The sequence below is a fragment of the Enterobacter bugandensis genome (assembly GCF_900324475.1).
GTDB classification, from domain to species: Bacteria; Pseudomonadota; Gammaproteobacteria; order Enterobacterales; family Enterobacteriaceae; genus Enterobacter; species Enterobacter bugandensis.
Genome location: NZ_LT992502.1, coordinates 1,930,851 through 1,943,324 on the forward strand (window position 1 = coordinate 1,930,851; position 12,474 = coordinate 1,943,324).

Sequence of the window (12,474 nt, forward strand, 5' to 3'; positions counted from 1 at the left end):
AAAGCAGAGGATTCGTCTGAAAATGCGATTCTGGTTTCTCTTCGTGGCGGCACTCTTTCTTGCGGGATGCAGCAGCCATCGTGCACCGCCGCCTAATCCGCGGCTATCGGATTCTATCACCGTTATTGCCAGCCTTAACGATCAGCTGAGCAACTGGCGCGGCACGCCTTATCGCTACGGCGGCATGAGCCGCGGTGGGGTGGACTGCTCAGGCTTTGTCCTGATGACGTTTCGTGACAAGTTTGATTTACAGCTTCCGCGAGACACGCGCAAGCAGGCGGAAATAGGCACTGAAATTGATAAAGACGATCTCCTTCCCGGTGACCTGGTCTTTTTCAAAACCGGCTCGGGAGAAAGCGGCCTGCATGTTGGGATATATGATACAGACAATCAGTTTATTCATGCCTCTACCAGCCGCGGCGTGATGCGCTCTTCTCTCGATAACGTGTACTGGCGTAAAAATTTCTGGCAGGCGCGACGTATTTAGACTGCCCGAACACGTTTCTTATGTCGGCATGGTAACTATTAAACCATGCCGTTTTTCTCAAATAAGCTGATTAAAGTTAAATTTACCTAAATTAGCAACATCCTTATGTGTCTGTTTTATCTAAAACTGGCTATTATTCAGTAACCAGGATAAGATTATTTTAGATTCAGGGATAAATCTGAAAATTAATACGGAACTAATGAAATTAAACTTATTAAAATCAAGACAGTGGAATTGTGTCAGCAATTGCTCCAGGATGTCCTCTCTCATCTTTAATGCGGGGCGAGTGCAATGATTATTACGCTAGATAATGCTTACCAGTCTGAACTGATGCTTCTGCCTGCCCGTAATAGCGCAGGCGAGCTAAAAGGTTTAGAAATACTGGTTAACTTTACTGGCGTCGGCACCGATGTGAGGATCCCCACTGAGCTCGTTATCCCTCGGCTTTCAGCGGCAGAGGAGTTAGCGCTGTTTAACGAAAAACTGCAATTGCTTGATACCTGTAAACTGTTTTTTATTCAGCATCAGTTAATTGCATGGATCAATATTACACCAGCAATTGTTGAGTTTTTATTAAGTAATGGGAATGCTGTTTCAATTCTTGAGCGTTATCCGTTTCTTGAGTTTACTGTTAATGAGAACTATCCAGGTTTAAATAACGGAAAGGACGATCTGCAGCTGGCAAGAATGGCGATCCATTTTCCGCTGGTGCTGGCAAACTTTGGAGCCGGTGCTGCATCGCTCAAGGCCGTCTATGATGGATTATTTAAACGGGTTATTCTTGATAAAGGATTCATTCAGCAGCGTGCTTCTGAGCTTTCTTTCGAGCCTTTTATGCGCGCGATCCTCTGGCAAATAACGCCGCACTGCCAGTCGGTGATCGTCTCCGGCATTGACGACCACGGTTTGCTGCAGCGCGTTCTGTCCTTCAATTTTGGTGCCATGCAGGGTGCGCTCTGGCCAGCCGTCTCGGCGGAGCACGTCACGACGCTGGTTCAGCAGCGATAACCCTGCCTTTCGCCCGTGTTTAAGTCCGGGTAAACCCTCTACACTAAAGGCAGGAGGACTTATGACCCTGTCTTTTACTGCTCACTGGCATGACGAGTTGCCTGGCTTTTACACCGCACTCAAACCAACACCGTTACATAATTCACGTCTTATCTGGCATAACGATCGGCTGGCCGATGAGCTGGCCATTCCGCCCGATCTGTTTCAGCGTTCAGACAGTGCTGGCGTCTGGGGAGGCGAGACGCTTCTCCCCGGTATGCAGCCTCTGGCTCAGGTCTATAGCGGACACCAGTTTGGCGTCTGGGCGGGGCAGCTGGGTGACGGCAGGGGGATCCTGCTCGGCGAACAACGGCTTCCCAACGGGGAGACGGTTGACTGGCATCTGAAAGGCGCAGGTCTTACCCCTTACTCACGAATGGGCGACGGGCGCGCGGTATTGCGGTCAACGATACGCGAAAGTCTGGCATCCGAAGCGATGCATGCGCTGGGGATTCCCACCACCCGCGCGCTGTCGATCGTCACCAGCGACACGCCGGTGACGCGCGAAACGGTGGAAAAGGGGGCGATGCTGATGCGCATTGCGCAAAGCCATCTCCGCTTTGGTCATTTTGAGCACTTTTACTATCGCCGCGAGCCGGACAAGGTTCGCCAGCTCGCGGACTTCGCCATTCGCCACCACTGGGCGCATCTGCAGGATGAGGCGGATAAATACGTTCTCTGGTTCCGGGACGTGGTTGCCCGTACCGCCACGATGATTGCGCGCTGGCAAACGGTGGGCTTTGCTCACGGGGTGATGAACACGGACAATATGTCGATTCTCGGCCTGACCTTTGATTACGGTCCGTTTGGTTTCCTGGACGATTATCAGCCGGGGTATATCTGCAACCATTCCGACTATCAGGGGCGTTACAGCTTTGATAATCAGCCGGCGGTTGGGCTGTGGAACCTCCAGCGGCTTGCACAAACCTTATCGCCGTTTATCGACGTTGATGCCCTGAACGATGCGCTCGACAGCTATCAGGACCTTTTGCTGCGGGAATACGGCACGCTGATGCGTAACAAGCTGGGGCTGATGACCCAGGAGAAGGGCGACAACGACATCCTCAACGGCCTGTTTGCCCTGATGGCGCGTGAGGGAAGCGATTACACCCGCACCTTCCGAATGCTGGGCCAGACGGAGCAGCACAGCGCCGCCTCGCCGCTGCGCGACGAGTTTATTGACCGTCAGGCGTTTGACGACTGGTTTGCACAATACCGCATGCGGCTGCAGCAGGAGCAGGTAGACGACGCTACCCGTCAGGCGCAGATGAACGCAGCGAATCCCGCGATGGTATTACGCAACTGGCTGGCGCAGCGGGCGATTGAGCAGGCAGAGCAGGGTGAGTACGACGAGTTACACCGGCTGCATCTGGCGTTGCGCACGCCGTTTGCCGACCGGGATGATGACTACGTCAGCCGCCCGCCCGACTGGGGCAAGCGGCTGGAGGTCAGCTGCTCAAGCTAGCGATTTTAGCCGGGCGGCGACGTTGCCTTACCCGGCCTGTTCATCACTGAGCAACCCAGCCGCCATCCATATTCCACGCAGCGCCGCGAACGTTCACGGCGCCGTCGCTGCACAAAAACAGCGCCAGCTCGCCCAGCTGTTCCGGGGTAACAAATTCCCCTGAAGGCTGTTTCTCCGCCAGAAGCTGTTTGCGAGCCTGCTCCGGCGGTACGCCATCCGCGATACGTTTGTCGATTTGCTGCTGCACCAGCGGGGTCAGTACCCAGCCGGGGCAAATCGTATTGGCGGTAATACCCGTGCGGGCGGTTTCCAGCGCCAGGGATTTGGTAAAGCCCACCACGCCGTGCTTGGCCGCAACGTAGGCCGATTTCTCTTTCGACGCGACCAGCCCGTGAACGGAGGCGATATTGATGACGCGCCCCCAGTTTTTATCCCGCATGGTCGGCAGCGCCAGCCGGCTGGTGTGAAACACCGCGGAAAGATTAATGGCGATAATGTCGTTCCATTTCTCCACCGGGAAGGCGTCAACCGGGGCCACGTGCTGGATCCCGGCGTTGTTCACAAGAATGTCCACGCCGCCAAACTGCGATTCGGCGTAGCGCATCATGGCCTCAATCTGCAATACGTCCCGCAGATCCGCATCGTGATAGCCCGGCTTTTTGCCCAGTTGCGCAATCTCTTCCCGTGCCGATCCGCTGTCGCCGAAGCCGTTGAGGATCAGCTGCGCGCCCGCCTTCGCCAGCACGCGGGCGATCCCCAGACCAATGCCGCTGGTTGAGCCGGTGACCAGGGCGGTTTTACCGTTCAGATTCATTTTTCTCTCCTTACACAATGCCGGTCAGATAGAACACGGCAATGACAAAAAGTACTGCCAGACTTTTAATGATGGTGATAGCGAAAATGCCGCCGTAGGCCTGGCGATGGCTCAGGCCGGTGATAGCCAGCAGGGTAATCACCGCGCCGTTATGGGGAAGGGTATCCATCCCGCCGCTCGCCATCGAGGCCACGCGGTGCAGCACCTCAAGCGGGATATTGGCCGCATGGGCGGCGGCGACAAACGAGTCGGACATGGCGGCAAGGGCAATACTCATCCCGCCGGACGCCGAACCGGTGATCCCCGCGAGCACGGTCACGCTGATGGCCTCATTTAGCAGCGGATTCGGAATGGCAGCCAGCGCTTTGGATAACACCAGGAACCCAGGCAGCGCCGCGATAACCGCGCCGAAACCGTATTCCGAGGCGGTATTCATCGCCGCCAGAATGGCTCCGCTCACCGCCGTTCGGCTGCCTTCAGCCAGACGCTCCCGGATATTGCGAAAGCCAAAAATAAGCACCAGCACGATACCGGCGATCAGCGCCGCCTCCACGGCCCAGATGGCGGTGATCTTGCCCACCTCGGTCACAATCGGTTTCGCCAGGCCAGGCAGGGTAAGCTCGTGACTCACGCCGTACCAGCCGGGGATCCAGCGGGTAAACAGCAGGTTCAGTATGCCCACCACCAGCAGCGGGGAGATAGCAATCAGCGGATGCGGGAGATTAATGTTATCCGGCGTCTCGGGTTCATTTTTCAGATCCGTGCCGTAACCCTCGTTGTTGCGGAGCGCCTTCCGGCGCTGGCGCTCCAGCCAGAGCAGGCCAAAGATGATAATAAACAGAGAGCCGATAAGCCCCAGCCATGGGGCCGCCCAGGCGTTCGTGCCGAAGAAGCTGGTGGGGATGATATTCTGGATCTGCGGCGTGCCGGGCAGGGCGTCCATGGTAAACGAGAATGCCCCCAGCGCCACGGTGGCCGGGATCAGCCGCTTAGGGATGCCGCTCTGGCGAAACAGCTCGGCGGCAAACGGGTACACCGCAAACGCCACCACGAACAGCGAAACGCCGCCGTAGGTTAACAGCGCGCATACCAGGACAATCACCGGGATGGCGTGTCGACGCCCGAGGATCTGGATTGCGGCGGCGACGATGGAGCGTGAGAAGCCGGAAAGCTCAATCAGCTTGCCAAACACCGCACCCAGCAGGAACACCGGGAAGTAGAGCTTGACGAAGCCCACCATCTTTTCCATAAACAGGCCGGTAAACGTCGGGCCGACGGCACCCGGATCGGTCAGCAGCACGGCACCGAGCGCCGCGATCGGCGCAAACAAAATAACGCTGTATCCGCGGTAGGCCGCCAGCATCAGCAGAGCCAGCGCCGCCAGGGCTATTAACACACTCATTATGACTCCTCACTTTACTTATTATTCGGGTACCAACGAGAGGTTTAACGCTCGACGGTCAGGGCAATGCCTTGTCCGCCGCCTACGCACAGGGTGACGAGCCCTTTTTTAACGTCACGGCGCTGCATTTCGTACAGCAGGGTCACGAGGATTCGGCAGCCGGAAGCACCAATCGGATGGCCCAGGGCGATGGCACCGCCGTTAACGTTGACCTTGTGCTCATCCCAGCCGAGCTGCTGGCCCACCGCCAGCGCCTGGGCGGCAAAGGCTTCATTGGCTTCAATGAGGTCCACCTCGTCGAGCGTCCAGCCCGCCCGCGCCAGCGCCGTCCGGCAGGCGCTGACCGGGCCCATGCCCATTACTGACGGGTCAACGCCCGTCACGGCGTAACTCACGATGCGGCCAAGGACAGGCAATCCGCTCTCCCGCGCCTTTTCCTCGCTCATCAGCAGCACCGCGGCGGCACCGTCGTTGAGCGTGGAGGCATTCCCCGCCGTGACGGTGCCTTCCTCGTGCAAAAAGGCGGGACGCAACTGCGCAAGCTGCTCTGCGGTAGTGCCTGGTCGGGGCTGTTCGTCACGATCAATAACCAGCGGCGGCTTTTTACCCTGTTTCACCGTCACCGGCGCTATCTCGGCGTCAAGCCGGCCGGACTCAATGGCGGACGCCGCTTTTTGCTGCGAGCGGGCGGCGAAGGCGTCCTGCTGCTCGCGGGAAATGTCATACTCGCGGGCGACGTTTTCAGCGGTGATCCCCATGTGGTAATTGTTGAATGCGTCCCACAGGCCGTCGGTAATCATGCAGTCCTTGAGGCCCGCATGCCCGAAACGCAGCCCGGCACGTGCGCCGTCCAGCAGATATGGGGCGTTGCTCATGCTCTCCTGACCGCCGGCGATAACCACCTCCGCGTCGCCGCAGCGGATCGCCTGGGCGGCGAGCTGGACCGCTTTTAAGCCCGCGCCGCACACCAGGTTGACGGTGGTCGCCGGCGTGCTGACGGGCAACCCGGCGCCGATGGCCGTCTGGCGGGCGGGGTTTTGCCCGCATCCGGCCGTCAGAACCTGGCCGAAAATCAGTTCGTCTACCTGTTCGGCGCTGAGACCACTGTTCTCCAGCAGGTGCCGTACCGTGACGGCCCCAAGCTCAACCGCAGAAAGGGACGAGAGCGATCCGCGAAAACTGCCAATGGGGGTTCGCGTTGCCCCGACAATCATGACCTTTTTCATGCTGTCCCCTCAGGTGAAGCGCATCTCGCGCACGTCGTCCGCCACAATGATTTTCCCTGCCGTTTTACGCACGATTTCGTCAATACTGACGCCCGGGGCGTATTCCCGCAGGATGAACGCGCCGTCCTGAATTTCCAGCAGCGCGAGATCGGTCAGGACCCGACGGATACAGCCCGCGCCCGTGAGCGGCAGCGTGCAGCGCGGCAGCAGCTTCGACTCACCGCTCTTTGAGGCGTGGGTCATCACCACAATGATGTTCTGCGCCCCGGCAACGAGATCCATCGCGCCGCCCATGCCCTTCACCATCTTTCCGGGGATCATCCACGAGGCGATGTTGCCCTCCACGTCCACTTCAAATGCGCCCAGCACGGTCAGATCCACGTGGCCGCCGCGGATCATGGCAAACGACTGGGCCGAGTCGAAAATGGCCGCGCCGGTCCGCGCGGTCACGGTCTGTTTACCGGCGTTGATCATGTCGGCATCAAGGCTCTGCTCGTCTGGAAAAGCCCCCATCCCCAGCAGGCCGTTTTCCGACTGCAGCATCACGTCCATCCCGTCCGGAATGTAGTTCGCCACCAGGGTAGGGATGCCGATCCCCAGGTTGACGTAATAACCGTCGCGCAGCTCGCGGGCGACGCGCATGGCCATCTGTTCACGGGTTAACATCGTCACACTCCTTGCGCGCGCAAGGTGCGCTGCTCAATGCGTTTTTCAAACTGGCCGACAATCAGCCTGTCGACGTAAATTCCCGGGGTGTGAATAGCCGACGGGGGCAGTTCACCCGGCGGAACAATCTCTTCCACCTCCACCACCGTGATCCGGCCCGCCGTTGCCATCAGCGGATTAAAGTTTTGCGCGGTATGGCGATAGATGACGTTGCCGTACCAGTCCGCTTTCCACCCCTTGATCAGCGCGAAATCGCCGACGATCGCCTCCTCGAGGATGTAGTGCTTCCCCGCGAACTGGCGCACGTCCTTGCCGGTCGCCACGGGCGTGCCGTAGCCGGTGGCCGTATAAAACGCCGGAATACCGGCTCCGCCCGCGCGCACCTTTTCCGCCAGCGTGCCCTGCGGCGTAAGCTCAATTTCCAGCTCGCCACTCAGCACCTGCTGCTCAAACAGCGCGTTCTCGCCGACGTAAGAGGCCACCACTTTGCGAACCTGCCGCGTTTCGAGCAGTATCCCCAGGCCGAATCCATCCACGCCGCAGTTGTTTGACACCACGGTCAAATCTCTCACCTGACGGCGCCGGACCTCCGCAATCAGGTTCTCCGGAATGCCGCACAGGCCGAAGCCGCCCGCCAGCAAGGTCATTCCGTCCGTCAGCCCGTCCAGCGCCTGCGCATAGCTGCCGACGCGCTTATCCAGTCCTGCCATAGTCATCCCTCCCGTTAACCGTGCCGGTATCATTAGGGGCGGCGACTCATTTGTTAATTTTGAATTTGTGACCCACTCATTTGGTTTTCTTATTAATTTCCTGTTAACTAATTCTTTTCAATTAGTTAACAGGATGAAAAATGAGAATGAGTGTCAAACAGTTACGCGCGTTTTTAGCGGTAGCTCACACTCTCAATTTCGCGCACGCCAGCGAACGCTTAAATCTCTCCCAGCCGGCCCTGAGCCTGACGATTAAAAGTCTGGAAGACGCGCTCGGCGGCCCGCTGCTGCAGCGGAGCACGCGCAAGGTTGCCCTCACGCAGGAAGGGGAGACGTTTCTGCCGATGGCGCGGCAGCTGCTTGCCGACTGGGATAATGTGGAGGAGGCGATGCACCAGTGCTTTACCCTGCAGCGCGGCAAAATCTCGGTCGCGGCGATGCCGTCATTTGCCGCCAACGTTTTACCGGAGGTGCTCAAGGCGTTTCGTGATCGCCACGCCGGGATCAACGTCACCGTGCATGACGTCATTAACGAGCAGGTGATTGAGATGGTGCGGGAAGGGCGGGTTGAGATGGGGATCGCCTTTGAGCCGGCCCCCACGCACAACCTGCTGTTTACGCCGCTGGGGCTCGACAGGTTTGTCGCCATTGTGCCGAAGGACTCCGCGCTGGCGGGCAAAAAGCGGCTGGCCTGGGAAGAGCTACTGACGCTGGATTTTATTACCCTGCAGCGCCCGTCGGCGGTACGTCTGATGATGGAGGAGGAGCTGGCCCGAAGCGGCAGAAAGCTGGACGTGGCGCTGGAGAGTCATCAACTGGTGACGGTAGGTCGCATGGTCGCCAGCGGGCTGGGAGGCAGTGCCGTACCGGCGCTCTGCGAAGCGCAGATGACGGCGCTGGGCGCGGTCTGTATACCGCTGGATAACCCGCCCATTGAAAAGTGCATCGGAGCAATCCATCCGGGGCACACGCAGCTCTCTAAAGCGGCGCATGCCCTGCTGGAAACGCTGAAGGATTTTTACCAGCCCGCTCACGGGGCGAGAAATACCTGCGGTACGGGGTGATCCGGATGGCTGCCGACGCGCACCTGTGCGCCGTACCAGCGCGCCAGCGTCCCGGCCTGCAGCACGTCCTCCGGTGTGCCACTGGAGACCAGCCTGCCGTTGTGCAACAGCAGAATGCGATCCGCCCACAGCGCCGCCAGATTGAGATCGTGCAGCACCACGCACACGTGGAGATGACCCCGACGGGTCAGGGATTTCATCAGGCGCAGCAGATGCTGCTGGTGGTAGAGATCCAGCGCGGAGGTGGGCTCATCAAGAAACAGCCAGCCGCGCGGGGCTCCGTCGCACCAGAGCTGGGCCAGCGCGCGGGCGAGCTGGATCCGCTGCTGCTCGCCGCCGGAGAGCGTTGAATAGCGTCTGCCCGCCAGCGGTAGAGAGCCCGTTATCGCCATCACTTCCTCAACTACCGACGCTTCAGGGGAGCGAGTCCAGGGCGCGCGTCCCATACCGACCACCGCGTCCACCGGCCAGTCGAATCCGGGCTGTGTATTCTGGCGCATCACCGCCCGGTAGCGGGCGAGGGTATCCGGCGGCCAGTCCGCAAGCGGCGTCCCGGCCAGAGTGCAGCGTCCGCTTGCGGGCTTGAGATAGCCGGTAAGCAGCCGCAATAACGTCGATTTCCCGGCACCGTTGGGGCCAATCAGGGCGACCAGCTCACCCTGAGAGAGGGTAAGCGACACATCGTCGATCAGCGTCCGCTGCCCGGCGTGAAAGAAGATTTTCTCTGCACAATAGCGTTCAGCCATGCGTACCTCCGCGACGAAAGATAAGCCACAGGAACCACGGCGCGCCGAGAAGGCTGGTCAATAACCCGACGGGCATCTCCGCCGGAGAGACCAGGGTGCGCGCCAGCGTGTCGGCAACCAGCAGCAGCAGCGCACCGGCCAGCACCGAGCCGGGTACGACGGCCCGGTGGTCGGCCCCCAGCCACATGCGCATCAGGTGCGGCACCACAAGGCCAATAAAGCCGATCACGCCGCTGACGGCTACCGCCGCGGCAACCAGCAGGGCGCTGCACAGCAGCAGGATCCGCTGTACCATCGCGACATCCACCCCGAGATAGTGCGCCTCTTCATCGCCCAGCAGCAGCAGGTTGAGCGGGGCGGCCAGCCGCCAGATAATCAGCACCGCGGGCACCATCAGCGACGTTATAGCCAGCAGGGTGGACCACTGCGCCTGCCCGAGGCTGCCCATTCCCCAGAGGGAAAGCTGGCGAAGCTGGGCATCATTGCTGAGCCATGAGAGCACCCCGACGGCCGCGCCGCACAGGGCGTTGATGGCGATCCCCACAAGCAGCAGGCGGGACAGGGAGCCGTGACGCTGCTGGCTGAGCAGGAAGATAATAACGGTTGCGGCCAGCGCGCCGAGGAACGCCGCGAGCATCGGGGCATACAGCATCAGCAGGGCAGGTAACGCGGCGGGAATGACCACCCACAGCGCCACCGCCAGCGCCGCGCCGCTGCTGATCCCCAGCAGACCCGGGTCTGCCAGCGGGTTGCGGAACAGCCCCTGCATCACACAGCCGGCCAGCGCCAGCGCTCCGCCAATCACCAGCGCCAGCAGTACGCGGGGCAGGCGAATGGTAAGCCAGATCTGACGCATGGCCTCATCGCTGCCGCTCCACAGCAGGCTGACCGGCAGGTGCAGTGCCCCAAACCCGGTCGCGGTGAGCGTCATGATGCTCAGGATCGCGGCCAGCATCCACAACGACAAGGCGATCCGCCGGGACATCAGGGCAGTTGCTCCGCTTTGGCGCGCAGCTGCTGGATGGCATCCGGCGTTCGCACGCTGAAGCCCAGCAGCGCCATATCATCAATCGCCAGCACCTGCCTGTTCCGTCCCGCCGGGGTTTGCGCCAGACCGGGCAGCTTCCACAGGTTTTCTTCGCCGCCCAGCGCGTTCACGCCGTCCTGCGAAATCACCACCAGATCGGGCTGGCTGGCAATGACCCCTTCCTGAGACAGCGGCTGATAGCGGGTGAATCCCTGCATCGCGTTCTGCAGCCCGGCGGCACGGATGGCGGCGTCTGCGCCGGTCTGCTGCCCGGCGGCCATTGCGGTCATTCCCCCGTGGTTGAGGATAAACAGCACCCGCTTGTTGAGGGGCGCGGAGGGCAGGGCCGCCAGCGCCTGACGCAGCGTGTGGCGCAGGGCTTCCCCCTCGGCTTCATGGTGCGTAGCGTTGGCAATCACCCGAACCTTTTCGTCAATGACGCTCAGATCGTTGCGGCCGGGAACGGTTACTACCCTGACGTGACTTTGTTCGACCTGCTTCAACGCCAGAGACGGCTGCGCCTGGTCGCTGGCCAGCACCAGCGTGGGGCGCATGGACAAAATGCCTTCGGCGTTAAGCTGGCGTAAATATCCCACGTCAGGCAGATCGTTTGCCGCCTGCGGCCACTGGCTGGTGCTGTCGCGCGCGACCAGCGAAGACTGCGCGCCAAGCGCGTAGACAATCTCCGTCACGTCGCCGCCAAGGGCGACAATTTTCTCCTGCGCGGCGGCAAACGCCACCAGAGGCAGGGCGCTCAGCAGGGCTAACCACGTTTTCATGCGGCCAGCCCTTTTGGCGTCAGGGCGTCAATCTGGCTGCGCCACTGGCTCTGCTCCGGCTCACCTTCGGTACGCTGGCCGTAAAGCTGGGCGATTTGCGTGCCGTCGGCGGCAAACAGCTCCAGGCTGGTGACGTGGCCGTCAGCCGTGGGCTTGCGCGTCACCCAGCTCTCTGCGATCGTCTCCTCCAGCAGATGCAGGGTAAAGGCAGGGTTAAAGACGTTCAGCCAGCCTTTCATCGGCACGACTTTTTCCACCGCGCCGGTGAAGATCTGCACGCAGCCGCGGTTGCCGACGAAGACCATGATTTCGTTGCCGTCCCGACGTGCCGCTTCCAGCAGCTGTGCCAGCGCGCTGTTCTCCACCTTACAGGCCAGGTCGTCGCCCACCAGGCGAAATGCCTGCTGACGGCTGAGATTGTGGCGTTTGAGCAGGCTGAAGAACTGATGCACGTCGGTCATGGCGCGCCACTCCTTGTCCACGAGAGCGGCATCCGCGTTTTCGGCGTGAGCCGGGACATCCCCAGCGCTCAGCTCAAGCGGCGGGTTATCGGCAAAGATAAAGCGGGTCAGCACGTCGCCCCAGGCGGCGAGGTCGGTGTTGTCCGTGGTGTAGACCTTCAGCACCGCATCGCCCTGACGATCGAAGAACTGAATGCTCTGTCGCTCGCCGCGGGCGGTGGTTTCGCTGAGGTGAAACGCGCTCGCCCACTGGTTGAGGAACAGGCGCAGATCCAGCGCGCGCGGGTTCAGCACCAGCCCGGCGTGGCCGTTCAGGTGCTGGTTGGTGAAGCTGCCCACCTGCTCGTGAACGGCATACTCGTTGCGGCAGATGCACTTGGTTTCACCCACGGCTTCCAGCGCGCCCAGGATATCGCGGATTTCGCCGCGCAGTCGCCAGGCGTCATGGCCCACGCGGGAAAAGGTCAGCTCCGCTTCGCTGATGTTCATTAACCCTGCGATGTCTCGCGCATACTTACCCGGATTTTCTTCTTTTAGCTCAAGCCAGCGTGCGTAGTGATGCATTGTCTTATCCTTCTGA

General features: G+C 60.4%; 13 protein-coding genes. 4 read left to right on the forward strand and 9 right to left on the reverse strand.

The annotated features are described in order from the left end of the window. The first annotated feature begins 22 nt into the window (after nt 1-22). The 3 genes from DG357_RS09465 (at nt 23) to selO (ending at nt 2,999) form a co-directional block, all read left to right on the forward strand. Complete coding sequence (locus DG357_RS09465; RefSeq protein WP_028012820.1) at nt 23-487, forward strand: C40 family peptidase; 465 nt, start codon at nt 23-25, stop codon at nt 485-487. Between the two features lie 291 nt (nt 488-778). Next, on the forward strand, nt 779-1,495 hold the full coding sequence (locus tag DG357_RS09470) for an EAL domain-containing protein (RefSeq protein ID WP_028012821.1): 717 nt from the start codon (nt 779-781) through the stop codon (nt 1,493-1,495). Between the two features lie 61 nt (nt 1,496-1,556). Further along, entirely contained in the window at nt 1,557-2,999 is a 1,443-nt protein-coding gene (gene selO, locus DG357_RS09475; RefSeq protein WP_088205303.1) for a protein adenylyltransferase SelO, read from the forward strand. Nucleotides 3,000-3,042: 43 nt separating this feature from the next. Here selO and DG357_RS09480 read toward each other — a convergent pair whose 3' ends face one another. From DG357_RS09480 to DG357_RS09500, 5 genes are read right to left on the reverse strand one after another with little or no spacing between them, the layout of a single operon-like run. Next, on the reverse strand, nt 3,043-3,813 hold the full coding sequence (locus DG357_RS09480) for a 3-hydroxybutyrate dehydrogenase (protein WP_088205304.1): 771 nt from the start codon (nt 3,811-3,813) through the stop codon (nt 3,043-3,045). A gap of 10 nt (nt 3,814-3,823) precedes the next feature. After that, entirely contained in the window at nt 3,824-5,218 is a 1,395-nt protein-coding gene (locus DG357_RS09485) for a GntP family permease (RefSeq protein WP_197710708.1), read from the reverse strand. Between the two features lie 41 nt (nt 5,219-5,259). Continuing rightward, nucleotides 5,260-6,441: an acetyl-CoA C-acetyltransferase gene (locus tag DG357_RS09490; protein WP_088205306.1), complete on the reverse strand. Its 1,182-nt coding sequence runs from the start codon at nt 6,439-6,441 to the stop codon at nt 5,260-5,262. 9 nt (nt 6,442-6,450) lie between these two features. Then, nucleotides 6,451-7,107, reverse strand: coding sequence for a CoA transferase subunit B (locus DG357_RS09495; RefSeq protein ID WP_088205307.1), 657 nt, complete (start codon nt 7,105-7,107; stop codon nt 6,451-6,453). 2 nt (nt 7,108-7,109) lie between these two features. Next, nucleotides 7,110-7,817, reverse strand: a complete 708-nt coding sequence (locus tag DG357_RS09500; protein WP_028012827.1) for a CoA transferase subunit A — start codon at nt 7,815-7,817, stop codon at nt 7,110-7,112. A gap of 140 nt (nt 7,818-7,957) precedes the next feature. Here DG357_RS09500 and DG357_RS09505 point away from each other — a divergent pair, with 140 nt between their 5' ends. Then, nucleotides 7,958-8,881, forward strand: a complete 924-nt coding sequence (locus DG357_RS09505; protein WP_032644866.1) for a LysR family transcriptional regulator — start codon at nt 7,958-7,960, stop codon at nt 8,879-8,881. Here the strand turns inward: DG357_RS09505 and DG357_RS09510 are convergent. Genes DG357_RS09510 through chuS form a run of 4 tightly spaced genes read right to left on the reverse strand, consistent with a single transcriptional unit; the run spans nt 8,848 to nt 12,458 of the window. Continuing rightward, nucleotides 8,848-9,627, reverse strand: coding sequence for a heme ABC transporter ATP-binding protein (locus DG357_RS09510; protein ID WP_088205309.1), 780 nt, complete (start codon nt 9,625-9,627; stop codon nt 8,848-8,850). The genes DG357_RS09505 and DG357_RS09510 overlap by 34 nt on opposite strands. Next, nucleotides 9,620-10,612: a FecCD family ABC transporter permease gene (locus DG357_RS09515; RefSeq protein ID WP_088205310.1), complete on the reverse strand. Its 993-nt coding sequence runs from the start codon at nt 10,610-10,612 to the stop codon at nt 9,620-9,622. Before DG357_RS09515 ends, DG357_RS09510 begins: the two co-directional genes overlap by 8 nt. Beyond that, nucleotides 10,612-11,433 carry a heme/hemin ABC transporter substrate-binding protein gene (locus tag DG357_RS09520; protein WP_041910423.1) on the reverse strand — a complete coding sequence of 274 codons (822 nt, stop codon included), beginning with the start codon at nt 11,431-11,433 and terminating at the stop codon, nt 10,612-10,614. The genes DG357_RS09515 and DG357_RS09520 overlap by 1 nt, the downstream gene beginning before the upstream one ends. Continuing rightward, entirely contained in the window at nt 11,430-12,458 is a 1,029-nt protein-coding gene (gene chuS, locus DG357_RS09525) for a hematinate-forming heme oxygenase ChuS (RefSeq protein WP_045630149.1), read from the reverse strand. The genes DG357_RS09520 and chuS overlap by 4 nt, the downstream gene beginning before the upstream one ends. Between the last annotated feature and the right edge of the window lie 16 nt (nt 12,459-12,474).